Consider the following 17621-nt stretch of genomic DNA (forward strand, 5'->3'; position numbering starts at 1 on the left):
CGAGTTAAAATCAAGTTAAACCCTTCTTTTTTAATTTTATCACGGTTACTTCTGGCCAAATACCTACCCTACCAGGGTACCCCAAAAAACCAAAACCCCTATTTACGTTAATATACTGGCCAAATTCTTCGTAAATACCGGCCCAATAGGTGTAGCGCCATTTAACTGGACTCCACTTAAACCAACCTGGAATCTCAATACCAAATTGCATTCCATGGGTATGCCCACTTAACGTTAAATGGTAATGGTGGTCGTCATGTATAATTTCTTGCTCCCAGTGAGAGGGGTCATGACTCATAACTATTTTAAAATCATCTTTTTGTATACCTGCTACCGCTCTTTTTAAATCACCCGCTTTTTTAAAGCCGCCTGCTCCCCAATTTTCTACTCCTATCAAAGCAATACGAGCACCATCTTTTTCCAAATAGCTGTTTTCATTCAATAGCAATCTAAAGCCCATTTCTTTTTGCATGGCTTTTAACTCTTCTAAGTTTTTAGCCTTAGCCTCACTAGTTTCCCATTCTACATAATCACCATAATCATGATTGCCAAGAACCGAGAACTTACCATCCTTTGCTTTTAACGACCCAAAAAGCGCTTTCCATGGTTCCATTTCGCTAGCCATATTATTCACCATGTCGCCAGTAAACAATATAACATCGCTATTTTGTTGGTTTATTAGATTTACACCATATTCTATTTTCTTGTAATCATCAAAACTACCGGAATGTATATCAGATATTTGGGTAATTTGATAATTATGAAACGCTTCTGGCAAATCATCAAACTCCAATTCGTAGCTTAAAACCTTATAATTGTACTTGCCCTTGTACATACCATAGAGCAATGCCCCAAAAGGCAAGGCTGCCAACCCTAATCCCAAAACACTTAAAAATCTACGCCTTGTTGGTATGGTAAACTCCTTATCTGTATGGAACCATTTATTATAAGTACCTACCAAAAGCCTAAAAATATCTTCACCAAAAAGAAAAAGTATCGTAATTAATTGAAAAGATAGCATAGCCAAAAGAAAACCAAATGCGTAACTCTTAGGTCTACTTAGCACTCTACCAGAATCCGCAATAGAAAACTGATAGATAAAATTCCCTATAACTAGGAGCGATATAAATATAAAGCAGTAGTGAACCCAAGGTTGCCTTGTTGCGGTGCGTATGCCTTGCAAAGCATAAAAACCCATAATTAGGTAAACCACAATAAAAAATATCCAGCGAAGCATAGCTTTTTTAACAAATATATTGGTTTACCTAAGGTAAGTCTATGTATTTCACATTATTTAACGGCATCTACCACCTGCTTAATAGTTTCTAACTGACTATAAGCAACATGATGTTCCGCAAGATGTTTGCTAGCGTTCATAGGTATTTTTCTGTTCACCGAAATTGAATTTTCAAATCCTGATGCAGAAAGATGAATAGCCCTTAAGCCCGCATTTTTAAACAATTTGGCATTGTCTATAGAAACCCCGCCACCTGCCATAATGGTAATGCCAGTTTTAGTTTGCCAATTTGCTAGTGTTTCTATAGCATCCTTAGCACTCAAATGTTTACCAGATGTGAGTATCGTTTGCACTCCAATATCCTCTAAAGCCAATAAATCCTTTTCAGGCTCTGACAACCAATCAAACGCTCTATGAAAGGTAAAGGAAGTTCCTTGACATTGTTTCACTAATTCTTTGTTCTTTTCTATGTCCAACCTATTATCCCTGGTTAAAATCCCAGAAACAATACCCTGTACACCTAGAGACAGACAAAAATCAATATCTGCCTGTAGCACCTTAAATTCATCTTTTGTGTAGGTAAAATGGGCACTTCTAGGCCTAACCAACACATGAACCGGAATGGAAACGGCTTGCAAAACCGTTTTCAACATTCCCGCAGATGGGGTAACCCCACCAACACCCAACTCTGAACAGAGCTCTATCCTGTCAGCACCAGCGTTCATCGCCCGTATGGCGGAGGTAAGCGAATTGGCACAAACTTCTACCAACATATTCCTATATTTAAAAAGCTAAAAATAAACAACCATAGATGAAACGGAGAAAATTCTTAAAAAATTCCAGCCTAACCACTGCAGCGGCAATTTCTGCACCAATTATTGCTTCTTGCAACAATGCAGAAACGAAAAAAGAAACACCAAGCGCTGTCTCAGCCCCTATAAAGCCAATAGCAGTCTGCACTTGGGATTTTAAAAATGCCACGGCCAAAGCCTGGGAAGTTTTAAGCCAAGGTGGCACTGCGTTAGATGCTGTAGAAGAAGGGGTACGCGTAGAGGAAGCAGACGAAAAAAATGAAACCGTTGGCAAAGGAGGCAGACCGGACCGTGATGGTAACGTAACCTTAGACGCCTGTATAATGGATAAAGATGGAAACTGTGGTTCTGTTGTTTATTTACAAAACATAGCACATCCTGTTTCAGTTGCCCGTAAGGTAATGGAAGAAACACCACATATCATTTTAGCTGGTAAAGGAGCTGAACAGTTCGCCTATGAGCAAGGGTTTAAAAAAGAAGACCTTTTTACGGAAAGTACCAGAAAACAATACGAAGAATGGAAGAAAACTTCTAAATACGAAACAATAATCAACATAGAAAACCATGATACCATTGGCATGCTTGCCATTGATGAAAAAGGCGATATTGCAGGGGCTTGTACTACTAGCGGAATGGCGTATAAAGTGGCTGGCCGTGTTGGTGACAGTCCAATTATAGGTGCCGGCCTTTTTATTGATAATGAAGTAGGCGGCGCTACCGCAACGGGTGTGGGCGAAGAAGTAATACGTACTGTTGGTAGTTTTTTAATCGTAGAACTAATGAGGCAAGGTAAAAGTCCTCAAGAAGCATGTGAAGAAGGGGTAAAACGTATTATGGCAAAAAATAAGGACCGTAAAGATTTTCAAATTGGTTTCTTAGCCATTAATAAAAACGGAGAAACTGGGGGTTATTGCGTGCACCCAGGTTTCACATACAGGGAGTACTCCCCTAACGGACATGAAAATGTACAAGTCAAAAGTTTCTATGAAAAAGCTTAACTAAGCTTTTTAAACACATATTGAAAGAAAATAATCGTTCTGATTTTGGCAAAAAGCTCTAATTAGAACGATTATTTTTTTATCATCTATTCAATCCACTGGTTCAATTCTTAAATCTCGTTGGTAATCTTTAAATTCGTGCTTCTAACACAAATCTGATGTCCGAACAAAAAAGACTATTTCTTTTAGACGCCTATGCCCTAATTTTTCGTGGCTATTACGCTTTAATTAAAAATCCCCGTATTAATAGTAAAGGCATGGATACCAGTGCCATTATGGGATTTATGAATTCCCTTTTTGATGTTATGCGAAGAGAACAGCCAGACCATTTGGCCGTTGCATTTGACAAAGGAGGTAGCGTGGAACGTACAGAATTGTTTGAAGAATATAAAGCCAACAGAGATGAAACGCCAGAGGCAATTAAAATTGCCGTGCCGTATATACAAGCTATTTTAAAAGCCATGAAAATACCTGTTGTAGAGCTAGAGGGTTATGAAGCAGATGATTTAATTGGTACGTTATCCAAGCAGGCCGAAAAAGAAGGCTACAAGATATTCATGGTAACCCCAGATAAGGATTTTGGACAATTGGTAAGTGAAAACATCTTTATGTACCGCCCTGCCCGTATGGGGAATGGTATAGAGATTTGGGGTATTCCAGAGGTGCAAAAAAGATTTGGGGTAGAACGCCCAGAACAGGTTATTGATTATTTAGGGATGATGGGCGATGCGAGCGATAACATACCTGGATTACCTGGCGTTGGAGACAAAACCGCAAAGAAGTTTCTGGAGCAGTTTGGTAGCATGGAAGGCTTGCTGGCCAATACGGACCAGTTAAAAGGAAAAATGAAAGAAAAGGTTGAAGCCAATGCGGAGTTAGGTAGACTATCCCGACAACTTGCCGAAATCAAGACCGACTGTGAAGTAACATTTGATGCGGATGATTATGAAATCTGTCCACCGGATGCCGAAAAAGTACAAGAGCTTTTTGAAGAATTAGAATTTAGACGCCTAAAAGACCAATTTTTAAAATTGTATGCTGGTGAGGCAGAAGCTGGCACCCAAGTTAGCAGCACACCAACCGCCAAAAAAGAGGCCAAAATAGCAGGCAGTGGCCAATTTACCTTATTTGGTGGAGACCCCGCAGAGGCGGCCGCCACTATAGCAGAAACCAATAGCCGTAAAACTATAAAAGATGTTAGCCACCATTATCAACTAGTAGAAGATGGTATGGCAACTGAATTGTTTTTGCAGCAATTATTGCAACAAACTTCGGTTTGCTTTGATACGGAAACCACTTCTTTAAATCCTTTAGAAGCAGAATTGGTTGGTATTGCCTTTAGTTGGAATGCCGGTAAGGGTTTCTATCTTCCCTTTCCAGAAGACCAAGTGGCAGCAAAGGAAAAAATTGAAATGATAAGGCCTTTCTTTGAATCCGATACCATAGAAAAAATTGGACAAAACTTAAAATATGATGTTAAAGTAATGCATCGTTACGGAGTAGATGTGAAAGGAAAGTTGTTCGACACCATGTTGGCCCACTATCTTATTAATCCAGATATGCGCCATAACATGGACGTACTATCAGAAACCTATTTAAATTATACTCCTGTTTCTATAACCGAGCTTATTGGTAAAAAAGGTAAAAATCAATTAAGTATGCGGCAGGTACCCCTAGAAAAGCAGACGGAGTATGCCGTAGAAGATGCAGATGTAACCTTTCAATTGGCACAGCATTTTAAACCTGAGTTAGAAGAAGCCAAAACCACTAAATTATTTGAAGAAATAGAAATTCCGCTGTTACGCGTTTTGGCAGATATGGAATCTGAAGGCATTAACTTAGACAAAGACTTTCTTATTTCCCTATCAACAGAGTTAGATAACGACATTAAGAGCTTAGAGCAAAAAGTATATAAAGCTGCTGGAGAAGAATTCAATATAGGTTCTCCCAAACAGCTAGGCGAAATATTATTTGGCAAACTTAAATTGGTAGACAAACCAAAAAAGACTAAAACAGGTCAATTTTCTACTTCGGAAGATGTGTTGTCTTACCTAGCAAAAGAGCACGAAATCATAAAACACGTGTTGGACTACCGTGGTCTTACCAAGCTTAAAAGTACTTATGTAGATGCGCTACCAGAACAAGTAGAAGAAGCTACCGGTAGGGTACATACGGATTATATGCAAACCGTTGCGGCAACAGGTCGTTTAAGCAGTAATAATCCCAACCTACAAAACATACCTATTAGAACAGAACGCGGCAGACAAGTACGTAAAGCTTTTGTACCCAGAGATGAAAACTATGTGCTTTTAGCCGCAGATTATTCTCAAATAGAGCTACGTATTATAGCCGCTTTAAGTGAAGAAGATACGATGATAGAGGCCTTTAAAAATGGAATGGACATCCACGCTTCTACTGCGTCAAAAGTGTTTGGCGTACCCCTAGAAGAAGTTACTCGTGAACAACGTAGCAATGCCAAAACAGTAAACTTTGGAATAATCTATGGTGTATCTGCTTTTGGTCTAAGCAACCAAACCGATTTAAGCCGAGCGGAAGCCAAAGAATTAATAGACACCTATTACAAAACCTATCCTAAACTTAGAAATTATATTAGTGAGCAGGTGGACTTTGCACGTGACAACGGCTATGTACAGACCGTTCTAGGCAGGCGCAGATACTTAAAAGACATTAATGCCGGAAACCAGGTAGTACGCGGTGCCGCAGAACGAAATGCCGTTAACGCGCCTATACAAGGTAGTGCGGCGGATATCATAAAAATTGCGATGATCAATATCCATAAGAAATTAGAAGAAGGTAACTACAAAACGAAAATGTTACTACAGGTACATGATGAATTGGTTTTTGATTGCCATAAGGATGAGTTGGAAGAAATGAAGCAATTGATACAGTCTGAAATGGAAAACGCCTACAAACTATCCGTTCCTTTGGATGTGGAAGTAGGCATTGGTCAAAACTGGTTAGAAGCGCATTAAAAAAAAGCACCCAAATGGGTGCTTTTTTTTTATCAATATTATTTACTATTTAGTTTCCAAAACTACCTGCTAATCTTGGTCGCTGTTTTTTTCCTACCTTAAATGCATCTAAAAAGGCATTCCACTTGATTCCAAATTTGTAAGGTTTTAAATCAAACCACAATTTAACCGATCCTTGATGAGAAGAAACCTTTAGTGGTTTCTCCAAATTAAACTCCAAATACTCAAATTCATTGGCCTGTTCTACCAAACCATCGCTATAAGAAAAGGTGTTACCGTTGCCATTTAAATAAAAACGTAACCCAGTATATGTTCCAAGGGGTAATTGCATCATTTGTCTAGTTTGTAAAAATAGACCACTATACATGCTCTTTAATTGCACTCCTTTTTGACCAAAAAAATCTAGCACCTTATATTCTTCTCCGCTATCTGAAATAGCGGTAATCTTTGATAAATTAAGCACCATCTCAGAAACTTCAAGTTCTTGAACCATTTCGTTCTTTAAAACCACCTCAATTACTTCTTCTTCATTTTCCGTTCTAGTAGCATTACCAAATGCATACGGAATTTGCTGCCATGCTGTTGGATAGAATCTTGTATGTTTCATAACAATTCCATTTTATTTTAGGGTACAAAATTCCGAAGAGAGTATAGCTTGGACATCAAATTAATTTTCCAATAACTATGCTAAATTACCCTGCTACCACACTTTTATCTAAATTTTAGGTTAAATTAGCAACCATGAGTTCTTATCTTACGTTATGATCCAAAGTGGCGATACCCTAGCAGGGTATGTAAACATGACCAAATTAACTAGCTTGTACAACAAGCTATCCGTATTTGTAAAGGATTTTGAGGGTAAGACTGTACCAAGAACCATTGCAGCAAGTGAAGTGGATATGGTAGTTTTTGGTAATGGAGAAAAACTTTATACCATACCTTTTAAAGAAGCTGCAGAAGCGGTAACCTTGAACAAAGCAAATACAGGCCACAAATTTGTTAAACGCTTATATAGTTCTAAATACTTTAAGTTGTACCAATTTAGAAATAACGAATTGGTGATTATACAGAAAGGTTCCAAAGCAGGAGAATCTACCTTATCTACTAAATGGGCTTTAGGTTTTAGAAAACAATTAGGCGCAATGCTTGGAGAAAATTGTACAGACTTAGGGAAAAAGGTTAAAGAAAAGGAATTTAGAAATAACTCCGAAGACCTAATTGCTTTTATGAAAGCCTACAAAGAATGTATGGACGAGTAATTTAAAGAAAAAGGCTTCCAAATTTGGAAGCCTTTTTTTATAAAGTATTTACTTCTAACGCTATTGCCAATTCTTCATTAGTAGGCACTACAAGCACCGGCACTGAATTTTCTTTCGAAATATTTCGAGTGTTAGCAAGTCGTTTATTGTTTAAATCAGCATCCAAATTTATATTAAAACAATCCAACCCTTCACAAGATTCCCATCGCACTTCATCACTATTCTCTCCTACCCCTGCTGTAAAAATCAAAGCATCAACTCCACCCAAGGCCGCTATATAAGCTCCAATATATTTTTTAATACGATACGTATAAATGGCCATAGCTAAAGCCGCATCTTTATCACCATCCTTTCTTTTCTGTAAAACGGTACGCAAATCGTTATCACCTGCTATACCTAACAGGCCACTTTTCTTGTTAACGGCATCCTTTAAATCGGAAACCGAAAAACCTTTTTCATGCAAATAAAATAAAACAGAAGGATCTAAATCTCCACTGCGGGTACCCATCATTAAACCTGGTAAAGGGCCTAACCCCATGGTTGTATCTATACAAGTACCATTTTTAATAGCTGCCATGCTACAGCCATTTCCTAAATGGATAGAAATTATCTTATGTTTTTCTTCCAAACCTAAAAAAGATACACCTTTTGCTGCAACGTATTTATGAGACGTCCCGTGAAAACCATAAACCCGCACACCGTAATCTGTATACCACTCCTTTGGTACGGGATAACGATATGCTTTAGCTGGTAGATCTGCATAAAAAGAAGTATCAAATACAGCATATTGCTTAACGTCTTTAAAGATTTGTTCAGCAACCTCAATACCTTTTAAATTAGCAGGATTATGTAGCGGAGCCAAACCAAAAAGCTTTTTAATCTCTGCCTTCACCTCTGGTGTAGCCAACATACTTTTCTTTAAAACTTCCCCACCATGTACCACTCTATGACCAATGGCAAACAAATCTGACGGTTTTTCTATAAGCTTTACGGCTCCTTGCATTAACCATTGGGCTACTTTATTAAGACCAACTTCAAAATTAGGGACTGCAGTTAATTCTCTAACGTCATCTTTTTCTTCCGAAGTAAAATTGACAATACTTTTATCTTTTCCAATTTCTTCTATAGCTCCTTTTGCTAAAACAATTTGCTCCGGTAATTGAATTAATTGAAATTTTAAGGAAGAACTACCCGAATTTAAAACTAGGATTTTCAATGTTATATGGGTTTAGTTGAATATTTTAATCTTCTTGTGCCTGTACTGCGGTAATAATTACTGTATTTACAATATCATCTACCGTACAACCCCTGCTTAAATCGTTAATAGGTTTATTTAGTCCTTGTAATACCGGCCCTATTGCCAATGCTCCCGTTTCTCGCTGCACCGCCTTATACGTATTGTTTCCCGTATTTAAATCTGGAAAAATCAACACATTGGCCTTACCGGCAACCAAAGAATTTGGCATCTTTTTTTGCCCTACCTGTAAGTCTACTGCAGCGTCGTATTGTATTGGACCTTCAATTAACAAATCAGGATTACTTGCTTTAACCAATTTAGTAGCTTCACGCACTTTCTCTACCTCTTCTCCTTTACCAGATTCACCTGAAGAATATGATAACATTGCCACCTTTGGTTCCAAACCGAAATTTTTAGCCGTTTGCGCAGAAGAAATAGCAATTTCTGCCAGTTGTGTTGCTGTAGGATTTGGGTTTACGGCACAGTCACCATAAACCAACACTTTGTGTTCTAAACACATAAAGAATACAGAAGAAACTACATTTACATTGGGTTTTGTTTTTACAAACTGTAATGCAGGTCTTATGGTATGCTGGGTGGTATGCACAGCCCCAGAAACCATACCGTCTGCGTCTCCTGAAAAGACCATCATTGTACCAAAATAAGAAACATCCCTCATTAAATCTTCCGCTATTTTTCGGGTAACGTTTTTATGTTTGCGCGCTTCATAGAGCGTTTCTACATACTGGTCAAACTTTACATATTCTGATGGATTGATAATAGCTACTTTTTCCAAATCTATGGCTAACCCACTATTTGTAATTTTATCTTTAATTGTCTTAGGGTCTCCTAACAATGTTACTTTTACCACTCCGTCTCTACTCAGTATTTCGGTAGCTTTTAAAATGCGGTCATCTTCCCCTTCTGGCAAAACAATATGTTTTTTATTAGCCGTTGCCATCTCCATAATTCGGTAACGGAACATCTTAGGCGTTAAAACATCGGTTTTAAAATTGGTAAACTTATTAATGAGATAATCTACATCTACATGCGAATTAAATTCTCTAATAGCTGCGTTAAACTTTGTTTTATATTCCAATTTCAACTTAGGTACAATACTATCTAGTGCTAAGGCCGTATTAAACGTATTTGTTTTCACCTTTAGAATAGGCACCGTTCGCTTTAACCCTTCTAGGAGATTAATTACTACGTTATCTACATCATGAATTCCTGTTAAGACGATACCAGATATTGATGGGTAGTTTTTAGATTGATTGGCCTGCAACGTTCCTAAAATAATATCCAAACGGTCCGCTGGAGTAACTACCACACAACCTTCGCTCATAAATTCAAGATAATTTTTCAATTGCATGGCTGCAATAGACACTCTATGCATTTGTTTTTGGTTCAACTCTTCTTCGCCAAACAAAACCTGTGCTTCTAGTGTTTCTGCAACTTCTGATAGCATGGGGGCAGAAAGTGTAGGAATCTGCGGAATGGCAGAGAACAATTTCTTTTTGCCCGTACCTCCCAATTTTTCACGAAGCATAGAAAGATAATCGTCCGTATCGGCTTCTTTAACTTTGTTTACTATGGTACCTATAACTTCACAATTGAACTCTTCAAACTGGTCTAAAGCAATATGTAATTGACGGGCCAATTCTTTAGGTTTTTTACCCTTACCATTTCCTATAAGCAAAACCGGCGCACCAATATTTTGGGCAATACGTGCGTTTATTTCAAATTCAAAATGACTGTTTTCCCCAACAAAATCGGTTCCTTCTATCAGAACCACATCGTGTTTCTTCTCTAGATTCTTATAATCAACTATTATCCTTTCTATTATACGCTCAAACTTACCTTCTTCCAGCAAATCACTCATTTCACTAGCTTGAAATGAGAAAGATTCATCATATGTTTGTTTAGAATTTACCATGCCCAATACCAAGGTAATGTTGTCATCCTTTTCTTGGGTGTCTAGGATGATGGGTTTAAAATAACCTACGGTTCCCGTACGTTTTAATAAAGTATCTACAATACCTACAGACACTAACGATTTACCACTATTTGCTTCTAAACCGGATATATAAATTGACTTTGTCATTAATTATTCTGATTTCTTTAAAATTAAGGATTGAAGTACAAATTATCCTGTACTTACCAGATTTTTTGCATTCTCAATTAGACCATTAGTTATGTAGCTATAATCTAAAGGAAATACCGTTTCAAATTTCTAGTAATTGGTAAAAGTTAACTATGACGATTGTCAGGTTTATTTGGAATTATAAGGAAAGTTATCAGCTAGCTTCATAATTAGCTCCTAGCGTATCCAATACTTGTAAAAAAGTTGCAAATTCAGTAGGCTCCATATCTTTAACCGCCAACCGCCGCAAACGTAAAGCTTCTGGCAGCACTTTTTCTACAACTTCTGCTCCATTGGTAGTCAGCTCTAATTTAAATCGTTTTAAATCACCTTCAAAACGCGTTTTTTTAATCCAACCTTTTCGTTCTAAACCACCAATAACCCTAGAAATAGTGGCTCTATTTCTAAAATTAAGCTGGGTTATTTCACGCTGGGAAGCCTCTTCTCCCATGTTATATACCTGATGCATAATTACCCATTGCTCAATGGTCATTTGCACATCCAAACTATCAAATGCTCGTAGATAAGCATCTTGTATTTTCCGTAATACTAAATCTAAATGTAGACCTATACCGTGTATTTCATCAATCTTGTTCAACATACTGCCGCAAAATTTAACCTAAAATTTCTACAAATTCCTAGCACCATTCAATTTTTCTTTTATTTTTGTTGCATCAACAACAATAAATCAAAAGCATTAAACTAAAACTACTGCAATATGGAAGCAAAAACACTAGAGCAACAACATACAGAATTAGACTTTATGCCAATAAATGGCACCGATTATGTAGAACTTTATGTTGGCAATTCGCTACAGGCGGCTCACTACTATAAGACAGCTTTTGGATTTCAATCCTTAGCGCATGCTGGGCTAGCAACCGGCTTAAAAGACCGCGAGAGCTATGTGGTAGTGCAAGATAAAATTAGATTAATCCTTACATCTCCTCTTAAAAGCGGTACTACAATTGGCAAACACATAGACCAACACGGTGATGGTGTTAAGGTGGTTGCACTTTGGGTAGAAGATGCTACACAAGCTTACAATACTGCTATGGAAAGAGGCGCAAAATCTTACCAAGAACCTATTACCGAAGAAGATGCTAACGGTAAAGTAGTACGAGCAGGAATCTACACCTATGGCGAAACCGTACACATGTTTGTAGAGCGCAAAGATTATAACGGTACTTTTTTACCGGGCTTTACCAAATGGGAAACACCAAATTACAACCCAGCCCCAACTGGTTTAAAATACGTAGACCATATGGTTGGTAATGTAGGGTGGAACAAAATGAACCACTGGGTAAATTTCTATGAGAAGGTAATGGGCTTTAAAAACATACTTTCTTTTGACGATAATGACATTTCTACCGAGTATACTGCCTTAATGAGCAAGGTAATGAGTAATGGTAACGGCCGTATTAAATTCCCAATAAATGAACCTGCAGAAGGCAAGAAAAAATCGCAAGTTGAAGAATATTTAGATTTTTATGAGGGTGAAGGCGTGCAACACATAGCGGTGGCTACGGACGATATTATTAAAACGGTACGCGATTTACGCTCAAGAGGGGTAGAATTTTTACGAGTACCAGATACGTATTACGATGTGGTTACCGACCGTGTAGGTGAGATTGATGAGGATATTGCTCCGCTAAAAGAATTAGGAATTCTAGTAGACCGTGATGATGAGGGGTATTTATTACAAATCTTTACCAAACCAGTAGAACCAAGACCCACCATGTTCTTTGAAATTATACAACGTAAAGGTGCACAATCTTTTGGCAAGGGTAATTTTAAAGCCTTGTTTGAAGCAATTGAGCGCGAACAAGAGTTAAGGGGAACCTTACATTAATTGGTTACTATTGCGCAATTGGCATTGTAGTTTTCCGTAACTTAATACCAATTGCTCAATTTAATTTTTAACTAAAAACATATGCCTATATATCATAAATTAGGAAAGATACCTCCTAAGCGCCATACCCAGTTTACCAAACCAGAGGGCGGCTTGTACTATGAGCAACTATTTGGCACAATTGGGTTTGATGGCATGAGCTCTCTATCCTACCATATTCACCGGCCTACACAGGTAAAAGAAATTGGTAAAGCCGTAGATGTATCGCCAAAAATAGCCGTGGCTAAAAACATCACGTCTCGCAAATTTATTGGGTTTGATGTTGCTCCTAAGGACGATTTTCTAGAGGCTCGCGAACCTTTATTAGTAAATAGCGATGTGCATGTGGGGTTGGCAGCTCCTAAAAAATCTTTAACCGAGTATTTCTATAAAAATGCCGATGCAGACGAAATGCTTTTTATTCACAAAGGTTCTGGCACGTTACGTACTTTTTTAGGAAATATTCCTTTTGAATATGGCGATTATATAATTATTCCCAGGGGAATGATATACCAAATAGATTTTGACACAGAAGATAACCGAATTCTGTATGCAGAATCCTTTTCACCTATTTACACGCCTAAAAGGTATCGTAATTGGTTTGGGCAATTGTTAGAGCATTCTCCTTTCTGTGAGCGCGATTATAAATTGCCGCAAGATTTACAAAGCTTTGACGAGAAAGGCGCTTTTACCCTAAAAATAAAAAAACAAGGTATGTTGCATAGCTTAGTCTACGCTACACATCCATTTGATGTTGTGGGCTGGGATGGCTACAATTTTCCTTACGGATTTAGCATACATAATTTTGAACCCATAACGGGCCGTGTACACCAACCACCACCAGTACACCAAACTTTTGAAACCAATGCCTTCGTGGTTTGTTCTTTCTGTCCACGTTTATACGATTATCATCCTAAAGCAATTCCTGCACCTTACAATCACTCAAACATAGATTCTGATGAGGTTTTGTATTACGTTGATGGCGATTTTATGAGCAGAACAGGTATTGGGCCTGGTTATATCTCACTACATCCAGCAGGTATACCCCACGGGCCACACCCTGGTACGTACGAAGCTAGTATTGGTAAAAAAGGTACCGAAGAACTAGCCGTGATGATAGATACATTTAAACCGCTAATGGTTACAGAAAACGCCCTAAAAATAGATGATGGGGCTTATTATAAGTCATGGGTAGAATAAATAAAATTATCCAACAATAGAACGAACACTCCTTAATAAAGTAACGTTTTCTGCGCGAGCAGAAATGATAAGAAAGCTATGATAGTAAACATACCCGCTAATTCAGATTTTAGCATTCACAATATTCCTTTTGGCATTTTTTCTACTAAAGATAGAAGCCCTAGAGCAGGGGTTGCCATCGGCAATCATATTCTAGACCTAGCTGCTGTGGCAGAATTGGATGTTTTCAATTTTAACACCGCTGTTTTAGAACGTTCAGACCTAAATGATTTCATCGCTCTTGGAAAAGAAATCACCTCTAAAGTTAGAACCGATATTCAAGGATGGTTGCAAGACGACAATTCTGTTTTAGCCAATAAACCAGAACTTTTTGTATTACAAGAAGATGCGCAAATGCATATGCCGGTTTGCGTTGGGGATTATACCGATTTCTACTCAAGCATTGAACATGCTACTAATGTTGGCAAAATGTTTCGTGACCCAAAAAATGCACTTTTACCTAACTGGAAACATATTCCCGTAGGGTATCATGGCAGGGCGAGTTCTATTATTGTAAGTGGGCAACCCATACACAGACCAAAAGGACAAACCTTACCCAAAGATGCAACGCAGCCAGTCTTTGGACCTACACAACGTTTGGATTTTGAATTGGAAATGGGATTCGTTGTTGGCAAGACTACCCAAATGGGAGATGCCATTACTACTAGCCAAGCAGAAGATTATATTTTTGGATTGGTACTATTCAACGACTGGTCTGCTCGTGATATTCAGAAATGGGAATACGTTCCTTTAGGGCCATTTTTAGCAAAGAATTTTGCCTCCTCCATTTCTCCTTGGATTGTAACCTTAGAAGCATTGGACCAATTTAGGGTTCAAGGGCCAACACAAGAACCTAACGTACTCCCCTATTTAGAATACGAAGGGGCAAAAAATTATGACATTAACCTAGAGGTTACCCTAACTCCAGAAAATGGAGAAGATACTACAATTTGCAAGAGTAATTTTAAATACATGTATTGGAATATGGCGCAACAATTAGCGCACCACACGGTAAATGGCTGTAACGTACATATTGGAGACATGATGGCTTCTGGAACCATTTCTGGCAAAGATGAAAACAGCTACGGTTCTATGCTAGAGCTAGCTTGGATGGGCACAAAACCCATACAATTAAAAGACGGTACAGAACGTAAATTTATCAATGATGGGGATACTGTTACCATGCGCGGTTATGCAGAAAAGGAAGGTAAACGTATTGGTTTTGGAAAGGTTAGCACAAAAGTTTTACCTGCAAAATAAAATATCATGGCTATAAAAACCATTGACCCCAATAGCATATCACAACCAGAGTTACACAGTATTCTTTTAACGGCAGTGGCACCTAGACCCATTTGCTTTGCCAGTACAGTAGACAAAGAAGGCAATGTAAATCTGAGTCCATTTAGCTTTTTTAATGTCTTTAGTTCTAATCCGCCTATTCTTATATTTTCTCCGGCACGCTCTGGGCGAGATAACAGCCTTAAGCATACACACGAGAATGTAGTTGCTGTACCAGAGGTAACCATCAATATTGTTAACCACGCTATGGTAGAGCAAATGTCACTTGCTAGCACTGCGTATGCTAAGGGTGTAAACGAATTTGAAAAAGCTGGCTTTACCCAATCTCCTTCAGAAAAAATAAGACCACCCCGAGTTGCGGAAGCCCCCGTTGCCTTGGAATGCACCGTACAAGAAGTTATAGAGCTAGCACAAACGCCAGGAGCAGGAAATTTGGTCATTGCCAAAGTAGTAAACGTACACCTAAACGAAGATTATCTTACCGATGGGCAATTAGATACTACCAAATTAGATTTGGTTGGGCGTATGGGAGGCAGCCATTATGTACATGCCAATGGCGAGGCCCTTTTTGAGATACCAAAACCCATACGGACACTTGGCATTGGTGTAGATACACTGCCAGAAGGTATACGTAATAGTAGTGTATTAACAGGAAATAATTTAGGACGATTGGGCAATATGGAAGCCCTACCTACTGCAGATTTGATAAATTCCATAGTTAAAGAAATGGACCTGCCAGCTACCAAAATTGAAATTCACCAACTAGCAAAGTCTATTCTAGAAGACGGCGACACCATCAAAGCTATGGCACTATTACTGCATGCCGAAACACTAAACGAGTAACATGAACAACGATATTACCAGCAGTTTTAAACCGTTTTTACAACCCAAGGAGGTTTATAAAGGCGGCAAAAACATACCGCCTAGCAACAAAAAAATATACAAGCTCTCTTCAAATGAGAATCCGCTTGGGGCATCCCCAAAAGCCGTTAGAGCCGCCAAAGCAATACTAGACAAAGTAGACCTTTACCCAGATCAAACGGATATACGATTACGGGAAGCACTAACAACAGATTTTAATAATGAGATTTCAGCAGACCAATTTATAACTGGAAATAGTGGCTCCGAAGTTATAGACATGCTTTTGCGAGCTTTTGTAAGAGAAGGAGATGAAGTAATTTTCTCCAATCCGTGCTTTTTACCCTATTCTGTTTTTTCTAGATGGTATGGCGGCAAGCAAATAGACATCCCTTTAAAAACACCTAATTACGATTTAGATGTGGATGGTATTTTAAATGCTATTACAACAAAAACCAAGGTTATCTTTTTAACTACACCCAACAACCCCACGGGAACCTATATCCCTAAGTCGGTTTTGGATGATTTTTTTAAACGTGTTCCAAAAAGCATTCTGGTAGTATTAGATGAAGTATACCGACACTTTGCAGATGCGGACGACTATGTTACCGCATTACACTATGTAAAACAAGGCTACAGTGTAATTGGGCTAAATAGTTTTTCTAAAACGTATGGATTAGCGGGGTTACGCATTGGTTATGGCTATACTACAGCGACCATTGCCAATTACTTACGATTAATCCACAAACCGTTTTTATTACCCATTACTTCCATAGAAGCGGCAATTGGTGCATTAAATGACCACGATTTCATTCTAGAAACCGTAAAAACGGTTAAAGAAGGTAGAAAAATGATTTCCGAAGCATTTGATGAACTCAACATAAAATATTGGCCCAGCCAAGCTAACTTTTTTATTATTGAGCCACCCTTTCCAGAAATGGAATTTACCGATAAAATGATGCAAGAAGGAATCATGGTTAGGCCCGTTACACAGTTTGGTGCACCAGGTAAGGTACGCATAAGTATTGGCAATAAAGAAGCCAACCTTGCTTTGATAAAGGCATTCAAAAACATAAAAACCCGAGACTAGCTCGGGTTTTTCTTTTGCTTTGTATAAACTTCTTATTGCTTGGTAAAAATAAGTGTTCCTTCAGTCAAATTTTCATCATCAAATTCATTACCAGCAATAACCATCGTATCACCTTCTATTTGTACCGTGATGGTTTCTTCTTCAGCATTTTCGTTGATAAAAGTAAGCTGGTCACCTTCTAAACGCCAAATTGAAGTTGCCATATCGCTTTCAGTTGGGCATGGAACATCCAACCCTGTTGGACCTGAATTTACTTCTATATAGGACAGTTTATCAGTTGCCGTAACGGTACCTTCTGCATCAAACTCAAAAATTAATAATGCACAATTTTCCGCATTCAATTCATCCACAATTTCTTCAAACAAATTTAATTGCGTGGAGTTTTCTTCCTCTATTTGCACATCTGTCAACAACCAAGTACCCACAATAGGGCTTACCGCCAAGCTATCCATTCCAGAATCGTCCTCATCGTTAGAACAAGCCATTACCACTAAGGCAGCAAAGACGCTTAAAAAAATGTTCTTTTTCATATTAAATCAATTTTTTGACTGCTCTAAAAACGAAAAAA

General features: G+C 38.2%; 15 protein-coding genes. 8 read left to right on the forward strand and 7 right to left on the reverse strand.

The window, feature by feature from the left end; translation table 11 throughout:
• Positions 1–10 precede the first annotated feature (10 nt).
• Together ACXAGS_RS09495 and ACXAGS_RS09500 are read right to left on the reverse strand one after the other, a co-directional pair.
• Positions 11–1237: a metallophosphoesterase gene (locus ACXAGS_RS09495; protein ID WP_474906317.1), complete on the reverse strand. Its 1227-nt coding sequence runs from the start codon at positions 1235–1237 to the stop codon at positions 11–13.
• Between the two features lie 53 nt (positions 1238–1290).
• Positions 1291–2010 carry a copper homeostasis protein CutC gene (locus tag ACXAGS_RS09500; RefSeq protein ID WP_474906318.1) on the reverse strand — a complete coding sequence of 240 codons (720 nt, stop codon included), beginning with the start codon at positions 2008–2010 and terminating at the stop codon, positions 1291–1293.
• A gap of 38 nt (positions 2011–2048) precedes the next feature.
• Here ACXAGS_RS09500 and ACXAGS_RS09505 point away from each other — a divergent pair, with 38 nt between their 5' ends.
• Positions 2049–3047 (forward strand): isoaspartyl peptidase/L-asparaginase family protein, encoded by a 999-nt coding sequence (locus ACXAGS_RS09505; RefSeq protein WP_474906319.1) that lies wholly within the window; start codon positions 2049–2051, stop codon positions 3045–3047.
• A gap of 158 nt (positions 3048–3205) precedes the next feature.
• Entirely contained in the window at positions 3206–6040 is a 2835-nt protein-coding gene (polA, locus tag ACXAGS_RS09510; RefSeq protein ID WP_474906320.1) for a DNA polymerase I, read from the forward strand.
• Positions 6041–6089: 49 nt separating this feature from the next.
• Here polA and ACXAGS_RS09515 read toward each other — a convergent pair whose 3' ends face one another.
• Positions 6090–6647, reverse strand: a complete 558-nt coding sequence (locus tag ACXAGS_RS09515) for a hypothetical protein (RefSeq protein WP_474906321.1) — start codon at positions 6645–6647, stop codon at positions 6090–6092.
• A gap of 193 nt (positions 6648–6840) precedes the next feature.
• Between ACXAGS_RS09515 and ACXAGS_RS09520 the strand changes: the two genes are divergently transcribed.
• Positions 6841–7299 (forward strand): hypothetical protein, encoded by a 459-nt coding sequence (locus ACXAGS_RS09520; RefSeq protein ID WP_474906322.1) that lies wholly within the window; start codon positions 6841–6843, stop codon positions 7297–7299.
• A gap of 37 nt (positions 7300–7336) precedes the next feature.
• Here ACXAGS_RS09520 and ACXAGS_RS09525 read toward each other — a convergent pair whose 3' ends face one another.
• From ACXAGS_RS09525 to ACXAGS_RS09535, 3 genes are all read right to left on the reverse strand, one after another.
• On the reverse strand, positions 7337–8515 hold the full coding sequence (locus ACXAGS_RS09525) for an acetate/propionate family kinase (protein ID WP_474906323.1): 1179 nt from the start codon (positions 8513–8515) through the stop codon (positions 7337–7339).
• 25 nt (positions 8516–8540) lie between these two features.
• A complete protein-coding gene (gene pta / locus ACXAGS_RS09530; protein WP_474906324.1) occupies positions 8541–10640 on the reverse strand; it encodes a phosphate acetyltransferase in 2100 nt (699 codons plus the stop codon).
• A gap of 193 nt (positions 10641–10833) precedes the next feature.
• Positions 10834–11280, reverse strand: a complete 447-nt coding sequence (locus tag ACXAGS_RS09535; RefSeq protein WP_474906325.1) for a MarR family winged helix-turn-helix transcriptional regulator — start codon at positions 11278–11280, stop codon at positions 10834–10836.
• A 117-nt stretch (positions 11281–11397) separates the two neighbouring features.
• Here ACXAGS_RS09535 and hppD point away from each other — a divergent pair, with 117 nt between their 5' ends.
• The 5 genes from hppD to ACXAGS_RS09560 all read left to right on the forward strand — a co-directional run bounded on the left by hppD (position 11398) and on the right by ACXAGS_RS09560 (position 17053).
• On the forward strand, positions 11398–12528 hold the full coding sequence (gene hppD, locus ACXAGS_RS09540; RefSeq protein WP_474906326.1) for a 4-hydroxyphenylpyruvate dioxygenase: 1131 nt from the start codon (positions 11398–11400) through the stop codon (positions 12526–12528).
• Between the two features lie 81 nt (positions 12529–12609).
• The gene (locus tag ACXAGS_RS09545; protein ID WP_474906327.1) at positions 12610–13767 is read left to right on the forward strand and encodes a homogentisate 1,2-dioxygenase; all 1158 of its coding nucleotides are present in this window, start codon (positions 12610–12612) and stop codon (positions 13765–13767) included.
• Between the two features lie 78 nt (positions 13768–13845).
• Positions 13846–15066, forward strand: a complete 1221-nt coding sequence (gene fahA, locus ACXAGS_RS09550) for a fumarylacetoacetase (RefSeq protein ID WP_474906328.1) — start codon at positions 13846–13848, stop codon at positions 15064–15066.
• 6 nt (positions 15067–15072) lie between these two features.
• Positions 15073–15948 (forward strand): flavin reductase family protein, encoded by an 876-nt coding sequence (locus ACXAGS_RS09555; RefSeq protein WP_474906329.1) that lies wholly within the window; start codon positions 15073–15075, stop codon positions 15946–15948.
• 1 nt (position 15949) lies between these two features.
• The gene (locus ACXAGS_RS09560; RefSeq protein WP_474906330.1) at positions 15950–17053 is read left to right on the forward strand and encodes a pyridoxal phosphate-dependent aminotransferase; all 1104 of its coding nucleotides are present in this window, start codon (positions 15950–15952) and stop codon (positions 17051–17053) included.
• 32 nt (positions 17054–17085) lie between these two features.
• Here ACXAGS_RS09560 and ACXAGS_RS09565 read toward each other — a convergent pair whose 3' ends face one another.
• On the reverse strand, positions 17086–17583 hold the full coding sequence (locus ACXAGS_RS09565; protein ID WP_474906331.1) for a hypothetical protein: 498 nt from the start codon (positions 17581–17583) through the stop codon (positions 17086–17088).
• Positions 17584–17621: the final 38 nt, after the last annotated feature.

This window comes from Croceivirga sp. ABH4_376 (genome assembly GCF_056160685.1).